The sequence below is a fragment of the Mesorhizobium sp. LNHC221B00 genome (genome assembly GCF_000502935.1).
In the GTDB taxonomy this organism is placed as follows: domain Bacteria; phylum Pseudomonadota; class Alphaproteobacteria; order Rhizobiales; family Rhizobiaceae; genus Mesorhizobium; species Mesorhizobium opportunistum.
Window position 1 is genome coordinate 62,161 of sequence record NZ_AYWR01000005.1, and the last position, 22,627, is coordinate 84,787.

The following is a 22,627-nucleotide window of genomic DNA, read 5'->3' on the forward strand; positions in this document are numbered from 1 at the left end:
GGCACGACGCGAATCAGTCTGCCCAAGTGGGTACCCCAAAAAGCCAGAGAGCGGCCAGAGGTGCAAGTCCGCGCAAGCTCAAGATTTATGATGAAGGGGCCGACCCTTGCACGACCGACCTGTCCGGCCCCGGCGATCGGGCGCGGTCCGGTGGCTTTTCAGGACGCCTTGCGCTCGAAAACGTGGCTGGGTCGCCCGCTCCATGATCGCCATGAGCGCGAACAATTCCGCCTGCTATGAAAGACGCATTGTTGTAAAAGCTGCTTGCGAAAAGCAGGGATGCGAGCGATTTGTCCAGTATGCCCTCCGAGGAAGTACACAGGCCGGGATCGCGGAAATGAAACGTCCCGTCGATCATGGCGCCATGGCCGTTTCAGGCTACACGGTACCCTGGCACACGGGGGCCGGGACGCCTATCGCTCTCCATGTCTCCTCGTCACGGCAGGTGCGCGATGTGCGGATCGTGCGGCTCGACACAGCCGAGTTCATGGACTGGCATGTCGAACCGACCGGCAATGGCCCGTCGCATCGCGACTTCGATCATGGGTCCTTTCTGAAGATCGCGGCGTCGGAACTGGCCAAGGCTGCGGAAATCACTGGCGTCGCCTTCGAAGTGTATTTGACCCGCAATGACGGCGCCCGCGTGCTATTCGAAAGCGGAAATCTGCGTCTCGGCTTGGAGGACGGACGGCTGACGTGGGGCCATGACGGCAAGCTGCTTGAAAAGATATTGCCGGCAAACACCTGGCTGACGGTCGAGATTTCGTCCGATGGCAGCGGGACAGCACTATGGATAAGCTCGGACGATCTCCTGGCGCCGTTTCGCCTGTATCGTCAATTCAATCGACCCTGGTCCGTGTCCGGCGATATGGTCTTCGGCGCCTGCGCGGCAAACGATGTCAGGTCGCTCAACGCCAAATTCTCGTCGATTGCGCTGCAAACCGAAGCCGGTCGCATCGGTTGGACCTTCCCTACCCTGCTGCCGAGTGGCCCGATCACCTCGACAGGCGGCGATAGCGTCCTGTTTCTGGAACTGGTCAACCAGCCGGCGTTCTGCATGACCTCGCGCCGCTTTGACGGGTCAAGCTTCGATCCAAGGCTGGTGCCGTCGCACTACGACGCGGTGCATTGCCATGACGACGATATGGGCGCCCTGCAGTGGCCCGCCTCCTACCATTTGCAGATCCCGGCGGAAGCGTCTGCCGGCGTTTATGCTTTCGAGGTCGGGCATGGGGGTGGATCGGAGCGCATCGTCTTCTTCATCACTTCGACAACACGCCGGGCGCCGCTGCTGTTCCTGGTGCCGACCGCCACCTATCTCGCCTATGCCGATGAATTCCTGCCGGCGCATCTCTACGAATGGATGTGCGAAGACCGTGGCCATCGCTTCGCCATCGATAACAATCTGAAATCGCTCTACGACTATCACTGCGACCTCAGCGGCGTGTCGATCTCGTCCTACAAAAAGCCGAAGGCGACGCTGCGCGACGACTACAATTATCCGCTGTGTGGCTGCCCGCACAATCTGCCCGTCGACCTGCATTTTCTGCGCTTCTGCCACAGTAACGGCATCGCCTTCGATCTCATCACCGACCGCGACCTGCATGAGCGGGGCGTTGCGGGCCTTGAGGAATACCGGGCGGTCATCACCGGCAGCCATCCCGAATACATGTCGGTCGATATGGAACATGCGCTGCGCCAGTTCGCGGCGGCTGGCGGCAGCATCGCCTATCTCGGCGGCAATGGCTTTGCCGGCAAGGTCGCGTTCCAGGGCGATCTGATGGAACTGCGCCGCTCGCCACTCGAGGCCGCCCGGACCTGGGACGGGCCGCTCGCCGAACAATCGCTGTCGATCACCAACCAGCCGGGCGGCTATCTCCGCGCCAGCGGGCTCGGCGAATTCTCGCTGACCGGCGTTGCCATTTCGCTGATGGGTTTCGATGCCGCGCAGCCCTTTACGCGCACGCCGGAAAGCCATGACGCTTCCGCGGCATGGTTGTTCGATGGCGTCACTAGCGAGACCTTCGGCGACGAGGGCATCGTGCTTGGGGGTGCTGCCGGCTATGAGGTCGACGCCACCGACCCGCATCTTGGCACCTCTCCCGATACGATAGTCATTGCCCGCGCGACCGGCTTCCCCGACAGCTTCGTCCACGACGCGACGCGCTGGTACGAGGGCGGCGCGGACGAACGCGCGTCTCGGCACTGCGCGGAGATGACGCTGCGCCATCTGCCTTCGGGCGGTCTGATTTTCTGCGCAAGTTCGGTCGCCTGGTGCGGCGCCTTGCCTGCCGGCGACGCCATGAACGACGTCGGCAGGATCACGAAGAATTTGCTGATGCATCTGGCGGCAAAGGGCCGGGCGAACCCTGATCGATGAGCGTTCTCGCGCCTGCGAGCCGCATCATGGAACTCGCGTCAATGCCGGCCGAGAACCGAGACCTCATCCGCCTGCGGCATCGCGCGTTGGCTTGCCGGTCGATGATCGAAGCGTCTATCATGCCTCATCCGCGGCTGTTGTCGTCAGGCTAGATTTCAGAACGAGCGAAGTAGCGCCCCCGCCAATGGCCGACAGAACACAATTCGGGTTGACCGCCGTCGACACCGTCCCCTTGCATGAGAAGGTCTATCTGGAGCTCGTGCGGGCCCTGATGTCCGGCCAGTTCGCCCCCGGCCAGAGGCTGACCTCGCGCAAGCTCGCCAAGGAGCTCGGCACCAGCGACATGCCGGTGCGCAGCGCCTTCATGCGGCTGCAGGCGCTGCGGGCGTTGAGCCCGATGCCGAACGGCAGCGTCGAGGTGCCCGTCATTTCTGCCGAACGGTTCTCGCAATTGACCGCCGCGCGCACCATCCTCGAAGGCTCGGCGACCGAACTTGCGACCAAACGCATCAACGGCAACAATCTGCGCGCGATCCGACGCCTTTGCAGCGAACTGACGCTCGCGGCGCGCGAAGGCGACATCGACGACTATCTCAGGAAAAACCACGACTTCAAATTCTCGATCTATCGCCATTGCGGCAACGAGCAGATGATCTTCCTGATCGAGACCGTCTGGATGCAGGTTGGCCCCTTCCTGAGGAACCTCGCCATGGGCTTCGAGGACGACCTCTCCTCCATCCTCGACATCGACTATCACGAGGAGGTCGTCGCTGCGATCGAGGCCCAGGACGCGACGCGCGCCCGTGCGGCCATCGTTCGCGACATCGACGAAGGCGCCGCCCACATCCTGCGGCAAGCCAGGTTTCCGGAATCCAGGAGCTAGGATTGGGACTTCTGATAGGCGGCTATGGTTCTTTCCACCTTGGAGATTGGCTGAAGCCTCTCGTCATCCTATGGCGGAGCAAGGAGCTCCGCCCGTGGATGACGAAATCATTGATGTTTCCGCTAATCGCAAGGCATGCGGTCCATCAACGCAAGGGGATCAAGACTTCCTGCCGAAGGACCAGCATCCACCCAAGAGCTGCGGGCCTAGAAATGCCCCTTGGCTTTCCACCTTCTTGCCTCTATGTTGCGATCGCAGATCGCGCAATTGATTTTTGAAATGCCTCCCGACATCCCCGCTAATGAGTTGAAAAAATAAGGAAAGCTATCCGGCAGCTGCCGGATATGCTTCCCGAAAACTCACAAGCATTTTTACCAGGGATAGCGCAGCCAGCCGGGCTTGGGCACGTTGAAAAACCAGGGGTTTGAAATTGAGCGATGCAATTGCGGACGTGTTGAGCTGGCTTGAAAGCAGAAACGACATACAGAGCCTGAGGGCGGCGGTGTGCGACCTCAACGGCGTCATGCGCGGAAAACGCATCCCCGTCGAGCAGGCGCGCAAGGCGCTGGAGGGCAAGCTGCGCATGCCCTATTCGCTGATCGGATTGGACATCTGGGGCGAGGACATCGAGGGCAACACGCTGGTTTTCTCGACTGGCGACGCGGATGGACTTTGCCAATGGACGGGACGCGGCATTCTGCCGGTGGAATGGACGGCGCATCCGACGGCGCTCGTCCCGCTCTGGCTCGCCGACGAAAACGGTGCGCCCTATCTCGGCGATCCCCGGAGGGCGCTGGCCCGCATCCTCGACCGCTACAAGGCGCTCGGCCTGACCCCGGTCGCGGCAACGGAACTTGAGTTCTACCTGGTCGATCCGCAATCGCAGCGGCCGGTCGGGCCTGTCTCGCCGGTCACCGGGCGCCGCCTCGATTCCGACGCGGCGCTGTCGATCGACGAGATCGACGACTTCGAGGCCTTCATCCACGACGTCTATGAGGCCTGCCGGGCGCAAGGCATTCCCGTCGATACGGCGATTGCCGAAAACGGCGTCGGCCAGTTCGAGATCAATCTGAACCATGTCGCGGACGCGTTGCGGGCGGCCGACGACGCCGTGCTGTTCAAGCGCACGGTGAAGGGCATTGCCCGCAAGCACGGCTTTGCCGCCTGCTTCATGGCAAAACCCTATGGCGACCGGGCCGGCAACGGCTTTCATGTCCATTTCAGCGTGGTCGATGCCGAAGGGCGCAATGTGTTCGACGACGGCACCGATCAGGGTTCGGAAACCATGCGCCACGCGGTCGGCGGGCTGCTCGCGGCAATGGCCGAGAGCACGCTGGTGTTCGCACCGCACTTCAATTCCTACCGCAGGCTTCGCCCGCGCTCCTATGCGCCGACCGCTGTCGCGTGGGGTTACGAGAACCGCATGGTCGCGATCCGCATTCCCGGCGGCCCGACCGCCGCGCGCCGCATCGAGCATCGCGTGTCGGGAGCGGACGCCAATCCCTATCTCGTGCTGGCCGCCATACTGGGCGCGGCACTGATCGGCATTGAAAGGCAGATGTCGCCGGGCGAGCCGACAGGCAGCGATGGACAAGGCGTTGTCCCAGCCAAGCTGCCGCCGGACTGGGCGTCGGCGATCGCGACGTTCGAAAGCGGAACGCATGTGGCGGAGATCTTCCCGGCGATCCTGCGCGACTCCTTCATCGCCTGTAAACGCCAGGAGCTGAACACGTTCGCCCTCAATGTCAGCGACTTCGAGATCGAGACCTATCTCGAAAGCGTCTAGGCCCTACTACGACCGCTCTGCCTTCAGCACCGAGACCGCCGCCTCGCTGTTGTGGACATAGTCGTTGGCGTCCGGCTGCCTCTGCACCAAAAGGATGAACAACAGGTCGGTCAGCGCCAGCTGCGCGTCGCGCGCGGTGATGGAGGAGGAGCGCGCACGCTCCTCGTCGGCGATGGTGTAGAGGCAGATGTCCGCGACGCGGCTCAGCGGATTGTCGTGGAGGCCGGTGACGGCGATCACCATCGTGCCGCGCTTGCGGGCCAGCTCGGCGATGCGCAAGGTTTCGATGCTGGCGCCGGAATAGGAGAGCGCGAACAGCACGTCGCCGGGTCCGAGCGTCGCGGCATTGGCCATCTGGATGTGGCTGTCGCTGTCATGCAGCACATTGCGGCCGAGCTTCATCAGCTTGTAGGAGAAATCGCGCGCCACCAGCGAGGAGGCGCCGACGCCGGCCAGATGGACGCGGCGCGCGCCATCCAGCAATTCCAGCGTCCTGGTGATGATGCGCTCCGTATTGGCGGCGACGGTCTGCTGCATCGACAGAAGCTTGCTGCCGATCAGCTTCTTCAGGATCACCTGGTAGCCGTCGCCGACCTCGATCGACCCGTGGATGACGCCGGCCGGCACCTGCCACTCCTGCGCCTTGGCCTCGCTGACCGCGAGCTTGAGTTCCTGGTAGCTGGCATAGCCGAGCTTCTGGCTGAACTTGACGACGCTCGACTGGCTGCGCCCGATCTCGGCCGCAAGTGCCGCCGTCGAGAGCCGCAGCATCTGGTCGGGATTGTCGACGATGTAGCGGCCGATCTCGCGATCGCCGGTCGCCATGCCGTCGAGCTTCGCATTGATCCTGTTCAGAATGGACAAGGGATTGCCTCGCGCTTTTCGGTCCCGCACGCCGACAGCCCGTTGTCATCGCTCCTGGCTGGCAGCCTATGGAACCAAGGAATAAATTATTCCAATTTCGATTGACAGCCGAGAATGCAGAATTAATTCTCGAACGGGATCGGGTCGAAATCCGGATTCTGAACAGACCCGAACGCCCCGGCTTTCGTCGCACAAGGTTTCAGCCATGGACAGATTGCGGATCGTCGGCGGGCATAGGCTGCAAGGCGCGGTCACCATATCCGGCGCCAAGAACGCCGCGCTGCCGCAGATCGCGGCCGCCCTGCTCAGCCCCTACCCGCTCGAACTGACCAACCTGCCCGATGTGACCGACGTCGAGAACATGCTCGGCGTCGTGCGGCTTCACGGCGCCGAAGTCACACAGTCCGCGCATGCCGCGACGATCGACACCAGTGCCGCCGTTTCGAAGGAGACATCCTACGACACGGTCCGAAAGATGCGGGCGACGGTGCTGGTGCTGGCGCCGCTGCTGGCACGTTTCGGCCATGCGCGGGTTTCGCTGCCGGGCGGCTGCGCCATCGGCGCGCGGCCGGTCGATATGCATGTTTCGGCGCTAGCAGCCTTGGGCGCCACGATCGCCATCGAAAACGGTTCGATCGTCGCGTCGGCGCCGAACGGGCTGACCGGCACGCGCATCGTGCTCAGTTCGCCGTCGGTCGGGGCAACGGAAACCGCCATGATGGCGGCAACCACGGCCAAGGGCGAAACCGAGATCCTCAACGCGGCGCGCGAGCCGGAAGTGGCTGACCTCGCCGCTTGCCTCACCGCCATGGGCGCGCGCGTCGAGGGCGCCGGCACGCACCGCATCCTGATCGCCGGCGACACTTCCTGGCAAGCGGCCAGGCACGACATCATCCCGGACCGGATCGAGGCCGGCACCTATGCCATTGCCGCGGCGATCACCGGCGGCCAGCTCGAGCTCACCCATGCCCGGCTCGAGCACATGGCCTCGGTGGTGCAATTGCTGGAGGCCACCGGCGTCAGCGTCTGGCCCGGCGACCGTGGGCTGATCGTCTCGCGCGACCGGCCGCTTAGGGCGGTCGACCTTACGACGGAACCCTATCCGGGATTTCCAACCGACCTGCAGGCGCAGTTCATGGCGCTGATGTGCTGTGCGGAGGGCGCATCGCTGCTGCGCGAGACCATCTTCGAAAACCGCTTCATGCATGTGCCCGAGCTGATGCGGCTCGGCGCCAACATCAAGTTGCAGGGAACCATGGCGCTGGTGCGCGGCGGCGAGACACTGCACGGCGCGCAGGTGATGGCCACCGATCTGCGCGCTTCGGTGTCGCTGGTGCTGGCGGCGCTGGTCTCCCAGGGCGAGACCATCATCAACCGCGTCTATCACCTCGACCGTGGGTACGAGCAACTGGACCGCAAGCTGCGCCTTTGCGGCGCCGATATCGAGCGGCTGAGCGCATGAGCGGCGGCCGCCCCGATTATTTCCTCGGCGTCGATGGCGGCGGCACCGGATGCCGGGCCCGCATCGAAGACGCTGACGGAACCGTGCTGGGACAGGGCCTGTCCGGCCCGGCGACGACGCGGCTCGGCATCGATGCTGCCTGGGCCTCGATTTCCAGAGCATTTGACGCGGCGGTCGAGGAGGCCGGTTTCGGCCCGGACGAGACCGCCCGCATCCGAGCCGGCATCGGCCTTGCCGGTATCGGCCGCAAGGGCGCGCTGGAGGCGTTGCGGGCGATCGCGCATCCCTTTGCCAGCATCGATTTCGTCAGCGATGGCGTCGGTGCCTGCCTCGGCGCACATTCCGGCCAGGACGGCGCCATCGTCATTGCCGGCACGGGCTCCATCGGCCTGGGCTTTGTCGAGGGCCGCGACCTGCGCGTCGGCGGTTACGGCTTTCCGATTTCCGACGAGGGCAGCGGCGCCGATCTTGGCCTGAAGGCCGTGCAGCTGGCGCTGCGCGCCCATGACGACCGGCACGAGCGGACGCCGTTGCTGGCCGAGGTGATGCAGCGCTTCGAAGACGATCCCATGGAAGCGGTCGCCTGGATGGACCGCGCCAGCGCCACGGACTACGCCGTGCTGGCGCCGATGGTGATGCGCCATGCCGACCAGGGCGACCCGGCCGGGCGGCGCATCGTGCAAGGTGCCGCCGAGCAGATCGATACGCTGGTGCGGGTGCTGTTCGAAAAAGGCGCGCCGCGCGTGACCTTGCTGGGCGGCCTCGCCAGTCCGCTCGAGCCCTGGCTTTCTCCCGATGTGCGGCGCCGGCTGAAACCCGCCGACGGGGACGCCGTATCCGGCGCGATCATCCTTGCCAAAAGGGCGCCTAGCGTCTGACCCCGTAGGAATAATCTATTCCAGATATGTGTTGACGCTACGAATATTCAATTCTAAAAAGTTAACAAAGGCGAGCACGGCGGCAAGCACGGACCTTATAGGCGGTACGCGGCGTTTCAGGCGAAGAGCGCTGCCTCGCCGCTGGCTCCGCCGTATGGTTTGAAAGCATTGGAATGACCGAGCAAGGGTTGATGTCTGAGCTGGATCGGCTGATTTCCGAGGGTCGAAATCCTCGAACTGTCGATATCGACCTGCTGCCGACCATCGACGTGCTGCGCAAGATCAATGACGAGGACAGGGTTGTGCCGGCGGCTGTCGAAAAGGTGCTGCCGGAAATAGCCGCCGCGGTCGATTGTATCGTGCTCGCCTTCCAGAAAGGCGCACGGCTGATCTATTTGGGCGCCGGCACCAGCGGGCGGCTTGGCGTTCTCGACGCCTCCGAATGCCCACCCACCTTCGGTGTGCCCGAAGGTATGGTGGTTGGCCTGATCGCCGGTGGTGCCGATGCCTTGGTGCGATCATTGGAAGGCGCCGAGGACGATCCGAAAATGGGCGCCAGGGCCTTGCAGGAGATCGGCCTTACACAGGACGACGTTGTCGTCGGCATCGCGGTCAGCGGGCGCACGCCCTATGTCGTTGGCGGGCTGACCTATGCCAGGCAGGTGGGCTCAACCACGGTTGCCCTGTCCTGCAATCCGGCATCGACCATTGCCGGTATCGCCGACATCGCGATCTCGCCTGTCGTCGGCCCGGAGGTGCTCACCGGCTCGACCCGGCTGAAGTCGGGGACCGCGCAGAAGCTGGTGCTCAACATGCTGACGACGGCCTCGATGATCCGAATCGGCAAGAGCTATGAGAATCTGATGGTCGACCTCAACCCGTCCAACAGGAAGCTGGTGGCGAGGGCCATCAGGATCGTCATGCAGACAACCGGCTGCCCGGCGCAGCAGGCCAGACAGGCGCTCACCCAGACCGGTAACGACGTCAAGCTGGCGATCCTGGTGACGATCACCGGCATGGGCGTCGAGGAGGCGCGGACAGCGCTCGGCAAGGCTGGAGGATTCCTGCGCAAGGCAATCAGCAACGGGAAGGCATGAAGCCGCATGGGACAGACGGCGTCAGGCCGCATAGACTGGGCCGATACTCCGAAGCATGTGTGTCTGGAAGCGGTCGGCTGAAACTGCAAGGCATCAAGTCAAATCATAATGGGAGACGAAAATGACAAGGCATTTCACGAGAACCCTGCTGTCGGGAATCACAGTTGCGGCGATGCTCGGCGTGGCAGCGGCCTCGGCCCAGGCGGCAACGCTGCACATGGCCTGGTCGCAGGACGCCACCGGGCTTGATCCGCACAAGCAGACGGCCTTTTCGTCGCTGCGGCTGCTGGAACTGATCTATGAGCCGCTGGTGCGGGTCGATGCCAGCCTGCAGATCATCCCCGCCATCGCCACGTCCTGGCAGTTTTCGCAAGACGGCAAGGAACTGACCTTCAAGCTCGATCCCAAGGCGAAATTCCAGGATGGCACGGCCGTCACCTCGGCCGACGTCAAGGCCTCGTTCGAGCGCATCCTCGACGAGAAGACGGCGGCGGCCGCCCGCGCCAATTTCCTGTCGATCGCCAGCATCGACACGCCCGACGCGGCGACCGTCGTGTTCCATCTGTCGCAGCCCGACGTGCCGATCCTGACGGCGATGAGCGACGTCAACGCGGCCATCGTCCCGGCCAGCGAGATCAAGGCCGGCTCGATCGGCACCAAGGCGCTCGGCTCCGGTCCGTTCAAGCTCGACAAATGGGACCCCAACGCCAATGAAGTCTTGAGCGCCAACAAGGACTGGGCCGGGGGTGCTACCGGCGTCGACGGGATCGAGATCAGCGTGCTGCCCGATGAAGCGGCGATCCTGGCCGCCATGCGCAGCAAGCAGATCGATTTCGCGCTGCTCAACGATCCGCTGGTCGCCACGCTGGTGCCGAAGGAGGCCAGCCTGCAGCTCAACCGCGCGCCGGTGCTCGCCTATAACGTGCTGCAGCTCAATCCGTCGCGCAAGCCGATGACCGAGCTCAAGGTGCGCCAGGCGATCTCCTGCGCCATCGACCGGCAGGAGGTGCTGGACACCGCCGCGCTCGGCGAAGGCAAGGTCACCGGCCCGCTGACCATCCCGGCGCTCGCGACCGATCCCAGCCAGCTGTTCTGCTACAAGCGCGACGTCGAGAAGGCCAAGAAGCTGATGGAAGAGGCCGGCTTTGCCGACGGCTTTTCGGCGACCGTGATCGGCGCCACCGGCGAGCCGCCGACGGCGGCGGCGGAGGCCCAGGTCATCCAGTCGCAGCTCGCCGAAATCGGCGTCAAGCTCGACATCAAGATGATGGAGCTCAACGTCTATGTCGACGCCTGGCTGAAGGGCGATTTCGACATGGCGATCGCGCTCAATGGCGGCCGCGCCGACCCCTATACGATGTACAACCGCTACTGGACCAAGGCAGGCAATCTGCAGAAGGTGGCGAACTACATCGACGACACGCTGGACAGCCAGATGCAGCAGGGCCGCGCCGAGACCGATCCGGCCAAACGCAAGGCGATCTTCGCCGCGTTCGAGAAGCACCTCGCCGAGATGTCGCCATGGATCTGGCTCTACACGTCCTACAGCTACACGGCCCAGCAGAAGACCGTCGCCGGCTTCGTGCCGACACCGACGGGCACGCTGTTCAGCCTGAGCAAGGTTACCATCCAGCAGTAGCCGCCTCCAGATCAGTAGATAGAGCGTGATGTCGTCGGAAAACCGCTTCACACTTTTCGGCATCATGCTCTAGGCGAGAGGACTTCTTCGCGTGAACTATCTGATGCGGCGACTGGCGACGTTTCCTCTCGTCCTGCTTGGCGTGTCCATCCTGGTCTTCGTCGCGATCCGGATGGTGCCGGGCGATTCGATCACGGCGATGCTCGGGACCGAAGCCGGCCTGCTGACGCCGGCGCAACGGGATGCGCTCGCCGCCTATTTCGGCATCGACCAGCCCTGGTTCGTCCAGTACTGGCGCTGGATAGGCGGTATCCTGTACGGCAATTTTGGCATCTCCGTCACCTATGGCAGGCCGGTGCTCGACGTCATCCTCGAGCGCTTTCCTCTGACGCTCGAACTGGCCGTGCTGTCGATGGTCATCGCGCTGGCGGTCGGCCTGCCGGCAGGGATCTACGCCGCCACGCATAGTGAAAAAGCGTCCGATCTCGGGGTGCGCATCGTCGCCATGATCGGCCAGTCGACGCCGAGCTTCGTGCTAGGCCTTTTGATCATCTACACGCTGTCGGCGGGCTTCGGCGTGCTGCCGGCGATGGGCGAATTCGCGCCGCTCTGGCAGGATCCGCTGCGCAATCTCAGTCAGCTGATCCTGCCCGCCATCACGCTCGGCTTCGCCTTTGCGGCGTCGGTCACCCGCATCGCGGGCTCGGCCATGCTCGACGTATTGAGCGACGACTATGTGCGCACCGCCCGCAGCAAAGGCGCGTCGGCACGCAGCGTCATCTGGCGGCATGCGCTGCCCAATGCGCTGATCCCGGTGGTGACGCTGAGCGGGATCGAGTTCGGTTATCTCCTGGGCGGCGCCGTCATCGTCGAGCAGATCTATGCGTTGCCAGGACTCGGCCGCATGGTGCTCGACGCGATCCTGCAGCGCGACTACGCGCTGGTGCAGGGAGCCGTGCTGTTCATCGCCTTCAACTTCATGATCGTCAACCTCCTGGTCGATCTCGCCTATGTCGCGCTCGATCCGCGCATCCGGCTGGGAGAGCAATGATGCGCATTCCGCGCGCCATTTTCGGGCACGGCAGTGGCCGCATCGGCGGTGTCATCGTCGGCGTCTATCTCGTACTCGCTATACTCGGCCTGCTTGGGCTGACGCCGCACAACCCGATCACGCAGTTCCGCGTCGACCGGCTGCATGCGCCGGGAGCCGCCTACTGGATGGGCACCGACCTGTTCGGCCGCGACGTGGCCAGCCGGCTGATGGCCGGCATTGGCCAGTCCTTCACGGTCGCCTTCTTCTCGGTCGCCTTCGCCACACTTGCCGGGACGGTTCTGGGCCTGGCCGCCGCCTGGCTCGGCCGTCGTTGGGACGGCGTGGTGATGCGGATCATGGATGTGCTGCTGGCATTTCCAGCGATCCTGCTGGCGCTGCTCATCGTCACTGTTGCCGGGCCGGGCACCTGGACCAGCGTCGTTGCCATCGGCATCGTCTACACGCCGATCTTCACGCGAGTGGTGCGCGGCCCTGCTCTGTCGCTCAAGGCACGCGAATTCGTCGATGCCGCGCGCACCTTCGGCAGCAGTTCGAGCTACATCGTGACGCGGCACCTGCTGCTCAATCTGGTGGCGCCATTGACCGTCCAGGTGACGCTGGCGCTGGCCTGGGCGCTGCTGACGGAAGCGGGCCTCAGCTTCCTCGGGCTCGGCACGCAGCCCCCGGCCGCGTCGCTCGGCCTGATGCTGAGCGACAGCCGCAACCTGATGGAGACCGCGCCCTGGCTGATGATCTTCCCCGGCCTGACCATTATGATCAGCATCCTCGGCTTCAACCTGCTTGGCGACGCGCTGCGCGACATCCTCGACCCGAAGATGCGGAGGGCGCCGGCATGAGCCTCTTGCTATCGATATCGGACCTGCGCGTCGGCTTCGGCCGCGATCCGCAAGCCAACGAAGTGGTGCGCGGCGTCAGCTTCGACCTCGCCGATGGCGAGACGCTGGCCATTGTCGGTGAAAGCGGCTCGGGCAAATCCGTCACCGCGCTGTCGATCAACCGGCTGGTCGATTTTGGCGGCGGCCGCATCACCGGCGGCGCCATGAAGCTGAAGCGCGCCGACGGCAGCCTCTTCGACCTGATAGACGCCACCGAGCCGCAACTGACCCGCATTCGCGGCGCCGAGATCGGCATGATCTTCCAGGAGCCGATGACCTCGCTCAATCCGGTGCTGACCATCGGTTCGCAGATCGAGGAATCGTTTCGCCTGCACCGCGGACTGACCGGCAGGCAGGCTACGGCCGCAGCCAAGGATGCACTCGACCGAGTGCGCATTCCCGATGCCGCGCGGCGGCTGAAATACACGCCCAACCAGCTGTCGGGCGGCATGCTGCAGCGGGTGATGATCGCCATTGCGCTGGCCTGCAATCCGCGCCTGCTGATCGCCGACGAGCCGACGACCGCGCTCGATGTCACCGTGCAGGCGCAGATCATGGCGCTGCTGGCCGAGCTGAAGCGCGAGACCGGCATGTCGATGATTTTCATCACCCATGACATCGGCCTGGTTGCCGGCATTGCCGATAAGGTGATGGTGATGCAGAACGGACGGGCCGTCGAACAGGGCGAGCTGAACCAGATCCTCGACAGGCCGCAGCATCCCTACACGCAGCATCTGCTGCAGGACGTGCCGCATTTCACCAATGGCAGGGCGACACGTGCCGACGGACAGCGCGACAAGCACGTACACTCAGAACCGGCCTTGAAGGTCGACGGTCTTGTCGTGCGGTTTTCGCTCAAGAGCAATTTCTTCAGCCGCGCGACTGGTGCGGTGCACGCCGTCGACGGCGTCGACTTCGACCTGATGCCGGGCGAAACGCTGGCGATCGTCGGTGAGAGCGGCTCGGGCAAATCGACCACGGCAAAGGCGGTCCTTGGGCTGGTGCGTTCCACGCGTGGCAGCTTCTCGGTCGGCACCCGAAAGGCATCGGCGGAGCACAAACCCGTGCAGATGGTGTTCCAGAACCCCTACGCTTCGCTCAACCCAAGGCTGACCATTGAGAGCATCCTGGCCGAGCCGGTGATCGCCACCAGCGGCCGCGCGAATGCCGAAGCCCGAACCAGGATGGCGAGCCTGCTGGAACGCGTCGGCCTGCCCAAGAACAGCCTGGAGCGCTATCCACATGAATTCTCCGGCGGCCAGCGGCAAAGGCTGTGCATAGCGCGGGCGCTGATGCTCAACCCGTCCGTGGTCGTGCTGGATGAAGCGGTGTCGGCGCTGGACGTCTCGGTGCAGGCCAAGGTGCTTGAATTGCTGGTCGACCTGCAGCGCGAGTTCGGGCTGGCCTATCTGTTCATCTCGCACGACATGGCGGTCGTCGAGCGGATCGCTCACCGCATCGCCGTCATCTATGCCGGCCAGATCGTCGAGATCGGCGACGCGACCTCGGTGCTGTCGAAGCCGCGGCATTCCTATACGAAAAAGCTGATCGCCGCCGTTCCGACCATCGAGCGGCGGCGCGAGCATTTCGAGATCGATACGCGCCAGGTACCCTCGCTGGTGCGCCCGCAGGGGTTCGAACCGGCGCCGGCGCGGTGGGAGGAATTTGGCGGGGATCATCGAGCGAGGGTGGAAGGGTGATGCCTGTGCTGCAGAAATATCCAAACTCGGCGGGACAGCACCCCCCTCTGCCCTGCCGGGCATCTCCCCCGCAAGGGGGGAGATTGGATGCCGCCACCGCTTTCGCCAATCTCCTGCGTTGGAAGGGGAGCGGAAGGCCAAAGTTGCCAATCTCCCCCCTTGCGGGGGAGATGCCCGGCAGGGCAGAGGGGGGCGCCGTAGAGCGCCAACTTTCGAGTGGAGGCCGGCCTTGACCGCCCTCGCCCAACTCTTCGACCGAGCATTCCAACCGTTGGAAGCCGCAGTGGCCGCCAGGCGCATTCCCGGCGGCGTGCTTGGCATTGTCGACGAAAATGGCCACCGCAACGTCAGGGCAATCGGCTCCGCGCAGCTCGTGCCGAAGCAGCGGCCGATGACCGTCGAGACATGGTTCGACCTGGCGTCGCTGACCAAAATCATCTTCACCACGCCGCGCATCCTGGCGCTGGCGGAAGACGGCGTGATCGACCTCGACGCCCCACTCATCTCGGTGCTGCCCGACCTTCGCCAGTATGACGCGACGGCCTGGGAGCGGCAGGTGACGTTTCGCCAGTGCCTCGGCCACCAGACGCCGTTTCCGGCGGTCGAGCCGATCTACACTTACGGGCGCGATCCCGAGCTGCTGCGCGCCTTCATCCTGCAGCGCGAATGGCGGGCTCGCGATCCTGTTTATTCCGACATCAATTTCATCCTGCTCGGCTTCGCGCTCGAGCGGTTGTCGGGCAAGACCATCCGCGACATCGATCCCGGCCCGGGATTTGCCTGGTCCGCCGAACCCGACGCGTCAGCCGCGACCGAGGACTGCACCTGGCGTCATCGCGTGCTCTCCGGCGAGGTGCACGACGACAATTGCTCGGCGCTGCAGGGCGCGGGTCATGCCGGCCTGTTTGGAACGGCGGCTTCTGTGCTCGACTTCGCGCAAGGGCTGCTGACCGGCGCTTCCGAACCTTCGCCCACGTTGATGCGCACGCCCTTGTCCGCCACCCGCACGCATGGCTGGGAGCGCCCCTATGAGGGCTGGTCCGGTGGCGCCTTGTGCAGCGAGGGGACCGTCGGCCACACCGGCTTCACCGGCACGGGACTCTGGATCGATTTCGAGAGAGGCAAGGCCTGGACCTTGCTCACCAACCGGATCCATCCGACACGTCATTTCGACAGTGGAATCGTTGCGCTTCGGCAAGCGGTCGGCGATCTCATCAACAGCGACTAAGGAAGCGACCATGGAACCAATCTGGGCCGTCGGACTGATGACCGGCACCGTGCTTGACGGCAACATCGACGTCGCGCTGATCAAGACCGATGGCGAGCGCATCGACGATTTCGGCACCTACCGGCTGATGCCCTATCCCGCCTCGATCCGCTCGCTGCTGGAAGAGACGCTGAAGGAGGCGCGAGCCTGGAATTTTGTCGGACCGGAACCGGCGATCTTCCGCGAGGCCGAGGAAGCGCTGACGCGCGCCCAGTCGGCGGCGGTCAAGGAATTGGTCGAAGGCTACGGCATGACGATGGCCGATATCGGCGTCGTCGGCTTCCACGGCCAGACGGTGCTGCATCGCGCGCCGCAGGCCGGACGGCTCGGCCAGACCCGGCAGCTCGGCGACGGCGAACTCATGCACGCCATCTTGGGCACCAAGGTCGCCTATGATTTCCGCTCGGCCGACATGCGTGCCGGCGGGCAAGGCGCGCCCTTGGCCGCCGCCTATCACACCGCGCTGATGCGCAGCGCTGGCGCCAGCGGCGAGGTGGCCGTGCTCAATCTCGGCGGCGTCGCCAACGTCACCTGGTGGGACGGCGCCGACAATGTCGTTGCCTTCGACACCGGCCCGGCCAACGCGCCGCTCAACGATTTCATCAAATCGAAGGGGCTCGGCGAAATGGACCGCGACGGCGCGCTCGGCCGTGCTGGCAAGGTCGACGAGGCCCGGCTCGCCAAGCTGCTGGAGCATCCTTATCTGACCAAGCCCTATCCCAAATCGCTGGACCGTTTCGATTTTGGCGCTGCGATGGCGGACGGGCTGGACGCCGAGGACGGCGCAGCCCTGCTCACCGCCTTCACTGCGGCGGCCGTCGGCAAGGCGCTCGACCTTTTGCCAAGCCGGCCGAAAAGGCTGGTGGTCAGCGGCGGCGGCCGTCACAACCCGACCATGATGGCAATGCTGGCCAGCCGCGCCGGCGTCGAGGTGGTGCAGGCGGAAAGCCTCGGCTGGAGCGGCGACGCGGTGGAGGCCGAGTGTTTCGCCTTTCTCGCCATGCGCGTCCTGCGCGGCCTGCCGATCAGTTTTCCGAGCACCACCGGCGCGCCGCAACCGATGCGCGGCGGAAAGCTCGCCGGTTAAACCAGTTTCTTCTGCAGGAAGATGCGGCTGCGGCCGACCGGGAAATCGGCCAGCGTGCCGAAGGGCTGGTAGCCCTGGCGCTGGTAGACCTTGGCGGCGTTCGGATTGAAGGTGTCGATCCAGGCGTTCCCGCAGCCGCGTGCAACGGCTTCCTGTTCGGCCGCGTCCAGCATCTGGCCTGCCATGTGCTGGCCGCGCAGCCTTTCATCGACCCACAGCCACTGCACATAAAGCCAGCCCCAGGCGGTGTAGCCCGAAATGCCGGCAACGACCGCGCCAGCCTCGTCACGCACGAACACTGCCAGGGCCTTTCTTTCGGAAGCGCCGACATCGCCGTCGTTGAACGCAGCCAGGCGCTCGCCGAGAAAGGCGATCTCTTCCGGCAAGGGGTTTGCCGTCGTTTCGAGTGTCGTGTTCATGGCTCTGTCCGGGTAGTGTCTCAGTCTAATTTGGGCGTTTACCCTGCCTCAACCACCAGTCTGACGCCCAAAATCCTAATCCGAGCACAATCAATGTTACCGGCCAATAAGCAATCGCCCAAGTAAAGCCGATGAGGGCCGCCCACAGGAGGCCCCCTCCATGGCGTTCTCCCAGGAAAACTTCGAGGATCGACAATCCCGCGAACAAGAAGCCGAGCCATCCAATAATGAGAACTTTAACCTTCAGGACACGCTCCTCCCTTCCTTTCCACGAGGTATAGGCAGTTTCGCCTGCGCGTCAAACGCGACCGATGATCTTCTGAATTCAAACTGAGACGTTATCCTTTTCCGTGATAGGTCGCGGATCGGCATCGCCGCCATTGCGAAATTCGGACGCGGCGATGCCATAGCGCTTGAGCTTGTCGTAAAAGGTCTTGCGCGGCACGCCGAGCGCGTCGATGGCGCCGCGCACATCCCCGCCATGGTCGCGCAGCGCCTCGCGGATGAGCTGTGCCTCGTAGTGGCCGACGCGTTCGGGCAACGGGGCCGCCGGCTCCGGCGATCGCGGAGAAGCCGCCCTCGCCTCATCGTCCGGGCCGAGGCCGAGCGCGATGCGATCGGCGAAATGGGCGAGTTCGCGCACATTGCCTGGCCAGGCATGCGACTGGAGATGATCGCTCACTGCGGCATTCACCCTGGCGACCGGCCGGCCGAAGCGTTCGGCGGCCTTGCCGAGGAAATGGCCGAACAGCATCGGGATGTCGCCGCGCCGCTCGCGCAGCGGCGGGATGCGCAGCGTCACCACGTTGAGGCGGAAATAGAGATCCTCGCGAAAATGGCCGCGCTGGTCCGACTGGCCGAGATCCACCTTGGTCGCCGCCACGACCCTCAAATCGATGCGCCTGACATCATTCGAGCCGAGCGGGGTGAGACTGCGTGTCTCCAGCACCCGCAGCAGCTTGACCTGGACGGCCGGCGGCATGGATTCGATCTCGTCGAGGAACAGCGTGCCGCCGCTGGAATGCTCGATGCGGCCGATGCGCCGCCGCTGCGCGCCGGTGAAGGCGCCCGCCTCATGGCCGAACAGCTCGCTTTCGATGACGGTCTCCGGCAGAGCGCCGCAGTTCAGCGCCACGAAGGGTTTCGCCCGGCGCCGGCCCCACCGGTGCAACAGGTCCGCCACCACTTCCTTGCCGGTCCCGGTCTCCCCTTCCACCAGCACGTCGACGTCCATGTCGGCGATCTGGCGCAAGGTTTCGCGCAGCCGGCTGATGGCGGGCGCTTCGCCGATCAGCGGCAGGCCGTCGGCGGCCTGGGCCGCGGCTTCGCGCAGCCGCCGGTTCTCCACGACCAGCCGCCGCTTCTCCGAGGCTCGTCTCAGCGCCTCGACGAGGCGGTCGCCGGCATAGGGCTTCGGGATAAAATCGTAGACGCCGTCCTTGAGCGCGGCCACCGCGAGATCGACGTCGCCATGCCCGGTGACCAGGATCACCGGTATGTCGGGATCGATCGTCTTGATGCGATCGAACAGTTGCAGCCCATTCATGCCGGGCATGCGGATGTCGCTGACGACCACGCCGTCGAATTCCCGGTCGACGACAGCAAGCGCTGCCTCGGCTGCCTTAAGCGCGACCACCGTGAAGCCGGCGAGATCGAGCAATTGCGTGGTGGCGTGAAGCAGGTCCGCATCGTCGTCGACGAGTGCCACTAACCCTTGTTTCTGCGTCATTCGATCCGCCTCAAGTCGATGGTGAAGGATGCGCCGGTGCCATTGCCGGGGCCGCCGGCGTTGCCGCGATCGAGCCGCAGCGTGCCGCCCAGTTCCTGGGCGATCTCTTGCGAGATCACCAGCCCCAGCCCAAGCCCCTTCTCCTTGGTGGTCTGGAACGGCATGAACAGATTGCCGGCGGCTTCAGGACCGAGGCCGGGACCGTTGTCGCGCACCGAAATCAGCACCCGGTCGTCCCGCTCGGCGAGTTCGATCTCTATGCGGGGATCGGGCCGATCCTTCATGGCGTCCAACGCATTCTGCAACAAATTGACCAGGATCTGCTCCAGCCGGATACGGCTCGCCATGACCATCGGCGAGGCGCTGCCGAGCGGCTTGACGATGGTGACGCCGGAATCGCGGATGCGGCCGGACAGAAGCGACAGCGCGCCGTCGATCGCCTCGCGCACCGGCAGCGGCGAGGCGGCGACACCGGGCCGCCGAGCGAAGGTGCGCAGCGTATTGGTGATGGCGCCGATGCGTTCGGTCATCGAGACGATCGATGTCAGATTGCCGCTTGCCGGTTCGGTTTTGCCGGTTTCGAGAAAGCGTCCGGCATTCTCGGCATAGGTACGGATCGCGGCGACCGGCTGGTTGATCTCATGCGCCACGCCGGCCGCGATCTGGCCGAGGATGGAGAGGCGGTTGGCCTGGGCGAGATCGTCGCGCAGCCGGCGGACCTTGGCTTCGGCGCTCTCACGCTCGGAGATTTCCTCGGCGAGTGCCGTGTTGGAGCGCGTCAGCTCGGCCGTCCGGGTGCTGACCCGGCTTTCGAGCTCTGCATTCATGCGCGCCAAGGCCTCCTGCCGCAACCGGCGCGTACGGCGGCGCCGGGTGAGCACGTAGGCAAGCAAGCCTGTCAGCAACAGCCCCAGCAGCGTTGTCAGGCGCGCCGTGTTGGCGGCCGACGAGAGGGCGGCATCGGCCGGCGTCAGCAGCCAGAGTCGCCAACCGGGGACCGCACCGGGCAGGTCCTGCACCACTTCGACGAACTGGCGCGATTTTCCAGAACCGTCGATCGTCGCCAGGCCGTCACCGGCACCACGCCGTATCGGCAGTGGTTCGAAGGCCGCATCGGCCAGCTGAAGCTGCTCATGCGCGGCGGCGGCAGCGCCAGCGGAGAGCGGCGCCAGCGCGTGAAAGCGCCATTCGGGCTGGCTGGTGGCCAGCACGACGCCGCGTTCGTCGGTGACGAAAACGAGGAAGCCGCTGGAGCGCCAATTGGCTTCGACGCCGTCGAGTTCGACCTTCAGCACCGCGACGCCAAGCGGCTTGCCGCCGTCGTCGACGCGGCTGGCCAGGTACAGACCGGGCTTGCCGCTGACCGTGCCAAGGCCATACTGGCTGGCGGCGCCCTTCGCCATCGCTTGCTGGAAATAGTGCCGAAAATTGTAGTCGATGCCGACAAAGCTCGCCGGCTCGCCGGCATTGCTGGCCGATATCGCAATGCCGGCCGTATCGATGACATAAATGGCGGAGGCCGAGGCATCGCGGGCAATCGCCTTGAGCTTGTCGTTGAGAGCGGCTTCCTGCATCTTTCCGGCCCGGCGCAGCGCTCCGCGCACCGCATCGTCGCGGGCCAGCACCAATGGCACCAGGCGCTGCTTGTCGATTTCGCCGGTCAGCGTGCCCGCCGCCAGCGGCAGGGCGGCAAGCGCTGTATCGCGCAGATTGTCGGCCGCCTGGTCGGAAGCGATACGGCCGGCAATGGCGATCGCGCCGGCCAGAACCGCAAGGGCAATGACGACGACAAGCCAGCGGCCATCGCGCAGCCGGGCCACCGCCTCGCGCAGCAAGTCACGGCCGACGGTCCCCGCGTTGCCGCTATCGGTGCCTGCTTCCGGCGCTGGCTTGTCCATTTGTCCTCGGGTCTTCGCCGCCACTGTAATGCGAAATTCCGCCCAGGCAAACGCTCCTTGTGCGGAAATCCGCACAGGCATTTGCCGCATGAGCGCGAACAACGCCCGAAATCCGGGGATTCCGGGTTTTCCGCGATCTGGCACGGCGCTTGCAAAACTCTCTCCAGCGGCGTGCGACCGGAGCGCCGCGATGGGAGAAGTCACGCAGGGCGGGTTCCGTCCATCCGGCCAGGGAGAGTTCGATGCACATCGCAGATCAATCGGGCGCGCCTGCCGCGCAGCGCAAGCCCCTCTATGCCCAACTCTACGTACAGGTTCTGGTGGCGATCACCGTCGGCATCCTGCTCGGCCACTACTATCCGTCGATCGGCGAGAGCATGAAGCCGCTCGGCGACGCCTTCATCAAGCTGGTCAAGATGATCATCGCCCCGGTCATCTTCCTGACGGTCGCGACCGGCATCGCCGGCATGAGCGACCTGCAGAAGGTCGGCCGCGTCGCCGGCAAGGCGATGCTCTATTTCCTCACCTTCTCGACGCTGGCGCTGATCATCGGCCTTGTCGTCGCCAATGTCGTGCAGCCGGGCGCCGGCTTCAACATCGACCCCGCGACGCTCGATGCCTCGACCGTCAGCACCTATGCCGCCAAGGCGCATGACCAGTCGGTCACCGGCTTCCTGATGAACATCATCCCCGGCACGATCGTCGGCGCCTTCGCGGATGGCGACATATTGCAGGTGCTGTTCTTCTCGGTGCTGTTCGGCATCGCGCTGGCGTTGGTCGGCGACCGCGGCGCGCCGGTGCTCAACTTCCTTCAGGCGTTGATGGCGCCGATGTTCAAGCTGGTCAGCGTGCTGATGAAGGCAGCCCCCATCGGCGCGTTCGGCGCCATGGCCTTCACCATCGGCAAATATGGCATCGGCTCGGTCATCAATCTCGCCATGCTGGTCGGCACCTTCTACGCGACGTCGCTGCTGTTCGTGTTCGTCGTGCTCGGAGCCGTCTGCCGCTACAACGGGTTTTCAATCCTGTCCTTGATCCGCTACATCAAGGAAGAGCTACTTTTGGTTCTGGGGACCTCCTCTTCGGAAGCCGCGCTCCCCTCGCTGATGGAGAAAATGGAAAAGGCCGGCGCCAAGCGCTCGGTGGTCGGGCTGGTCATTCCGACCGGCTATTCCTTCAACCTCGACGGCACCAACATCTACATGACGCTTGCCGCGCTGTTCATCGCCCAGGCGACGAACATCCATCTGTCGATCGGCGACCAGATTCTGCTGCTGCTGGTGGCGATGCTTTCCTCGAAGGGCGCCGCCGGGATCACGGGCGCCGGTTTCATAACGCTGGCCGCGACGCTTTCGGTGGTGCCTTCGGTGCCGGTCGCCGGCATGGCGCTGATCCTCGGCGTCGACCGCTTCATGTCGGAGTGCCGGGCGCTGACCAATTTCGTCGGCAACGCCGTCGCCACGCTGGTGGTCGCCCGCTGGGAAGGCGAGCTCGATGAGGCCAAGCTGGCGAGAGCATTGGCTGGAACAGCCGACGACAGCCTGCCGGCGGATATCGTTCCCGCCGAGTAATCCGAACGGCGCATCACAATGCAAATGGCCGGAGGCAG

Annotated in this window: 17 protein-coding genes; 13 read left to right on the forward strand and 4 right to left on the reverse strand. The window is 64.7% G+C overall.

What is annotated here, in order from left to right:
* Positions 1-337 precede the first annotated feature (337 nt).
* The 3 genes from X741_RS158195 to X741_RS158185 all read left to right on the forward strand — a co-directional run bounded on the left by X741_RS158195 (position 338) and on the right by X741_RS158185 (position 5,049).
* Positions 338-2,380 carry a N,N-dimethylformamidase beta subunit family domain-containing protein gene (locus tag X741_RS158195; RefSeq protein WP_023777028.1) on the forward strand — a complete coding sequence of 681 codons (2,043 nt, stop codon included), beginning with the start codon at positions 338-340 and terminating at the stop codon, positions 2,378-2,380.
* A gap of 184 nt (positions 2,381-2,564) precedes the next feature.
* Entirely contained in the window at positions 2,565-3,263 is a 699-nt protein-coding gene (locus X741_RS158190) for a GntR family transcriptional regulator (protein WP_023777030.1), read from the forward strand.
* A gap of 430 nt (positions 3,264-3,693) precedes the next feature.
* The gene (locus X741_RS158185; RefSeq protein ID WP_023777031.1) at positions 3,694-5,049 is read left to right on the forward strand and encodes a glutamine synthetase family protein; all 1,356 of its coding nucleotides are present in this window, start codon (positions 3,694-3,696) and stop codon (positions 5,047-5,049) included.
* Positions 5,050-5,055: 6 nt separating this feature from the next.
* On the opposite strand, the gene X741_RS158180 is transcribed toward X741_RS158185, so the two are convergent.
* Complete coding sequence (locus X741_RS158180; RefSeq protein WP_023764791.1) at positions 5,056-5,913, reverse strand: MurR/RpiR family transcriptional regulator; 858 nt, start codon at positions 5,911-5,913, stop codon at positions 5,056-5,058.
* 205 nt (positions 5,914-6,118) lie between these two features.
* On the opposite strand from X741_RS158180, the gene murA reads away from it, so the two are divergent.
* The 9 genes from murA to X741_RS158135 all read left to right on the forward strand — a co-directional run bounded on the left by murA (position 6,119) and on the right by X741_RS158135 (position 16,972).
* Positions 6,119-7,375, forward strand: a complete 1,257-nt coding sequence (gene murA, locus X741_RS158175) for a UDP-N-acetylglucosamine 1-carboxyvinyltransferase (protein ID WP_023777032.1) — start codon at positions 6,119-6,121, stop codon at positions 7,373-7,375.
* Entirely contained in the window at positions 7,372-8,253 is an 882-nt protein-coding gene (locus X741_RS158170) for an N-acetylglucosamine kinase (protein ID WP_023777033.1), read from the forward strand. The genes murA and X741_RS158170 overlap by 4 nt, the downstream gene beginning before the upstream one ends.
* A gap of 173 nt (positions 8,254-8,426) precedes the next feature.
* Positions 8,427-9,350 carry an N-acetylmuramic acid 6-phosphate etherase gene (gene murQ / locus X741_RS158165; protein WP_023777034.1) on the forward strand — a complete coding sequence of 308 codons (924 nt, stop codon included), beginning with the start codon at positions 8,427-8,429 and terminating at the stop codon, positions 9,348-9,350.
* A gap of 121 nt (positions 9,351-9,471) precedes the next feature.
* Positions 9,472-10,989, forward strand: a complete 1,518-nt coding sequence (locus tag X741_RS158160; RefSeq protein WP_023777035.1) for an ABC transporter substrate-binding protein — start codon at positions 9,472-9,474, stop codon at positions 10,987-10,989.
* A 91-nt stretch (positions 10,990-11,080) separates the two neighbouring features.
* Positions 11,081-12,040, forward strand: a complete 960-nt coding sequence (locus tag X741_RS158155; protein WP_023777036.1) for an ABC transporter permease — start codon at positions 11,081-11,083, stop codon at positions 12,038-12,040.
* Positions 12,040-12,879 (forward strand): ABC transporter permease, encoded by an 840-nt coding sequence (locus X741_RS158150; protein WP_023777037.1) that lies wholly within the window; start codon positions 12,040-12,042, stop codon positions 12,877-12,879. The genes X741_RS158155 and X741_RS158150 overlap by 1 nt, the downstream gene beginning before the upstream one ends.
* On the forward strand, positions 12,876-14,618 hold the full coding sequence (locus X741_RS158145; protein ID WP_023777038.1) for an ABC transporter ATP-binding protein: 1,743 nt from the start codon (positions 12,876-12,878) through the stop codon (positions 14,616-14,618). The genes X741_RS158150 and X741_RS158145 overlap by 4 nt, the downstream gene beginning before the upstream one ends.
* A 229-nt stretch (positions 14,619-14,847) precedes the next feature.
* Positions 14,848-15,846 carry a serine hydrolase gene (locus tag X741_RS158140; protein WP_023777039.1) on the forward strand — a complete coding sequence of 333 codons (999 nt, stop codon included), beginning with the start codon at positions 14,848-14,850 and terminating at the stop codon, positions 15,844-15,846.
* Positions 15,847-15,856: 10 nt separating this feature from the next.
* Positions 15,857-16,972: an anhydro-N-acetylmuramic acid kinase gene (locus X741_RS158135; protein ID WP_023777040.1), complete on the forward strand. Its 1,116-nt coding sequence runs from the start codon at positions 15,857-15,859 to the stop codon at positions 16,970-16,972.
* Here X741_RS158135 and X741_RS158130 read toward each other — a convergent pair.
* From X741_RS158130 to X741_RS158120, 3 genes are all read right to left on the reverse strand, one after another.
* Complete coding sequence (locus tag X741_RS158130; RefSeq protein ID WP_023777041.1) at positions 16,969-17,391, reverse strand: GNAT family N-acetyltransferase; 423 nt, start codon at positions 17,389-17,391, stop codon at positions 16,969-16,971. The two genes, X741_RS158135 and X741_RS158130, sit on opposite strands and share 4 nt — an antisense overlap.
* Before the next feature lie 325 nt (positions 17,392-17,716).
* Entirely contained in the window at positions 17,717-19,120 is a 1,404-nt protein-coding gene (locus X741_RS158125; protein ID WP_023777042.1) for a sigma-54 dependent transcriptional regulator, read from the reverse strand.
* Complete coding sequence (locus X741_RS158120; RefSeq protein WP_245272673.1) at positions 19,117-21,018, reverse strand: sensor histidine kinase; 1,902 nt, start codon at positions 21,016-21,018, stop codon at positions 19,117-19,119. The genes X741_RS158125 and X741_RS158120 overlap by 4 nt, the downstream gene beginning before the upstream one ends.
* A 242-nt stretch (positions 21,019-21,260) precedes the next feature.
* Here X741_RS158120 and X741_RS158115 point away from each other — a divergent pair, with 242 nt between their 5' ends.
* Positions 21,261-22,589, forward strand: a complete 1,329-nt coding sequence (locus X741_RS158115; protein ID WP_023764778.1) for a dicarboxylate/amino acid:cation symporter — start codon at positions 21,261-21,263, stop codon at positions 22,587-22,589.
* The last annotated feature ends 38 nt before the right edge of the window (positions 22,590-22,627 follow it).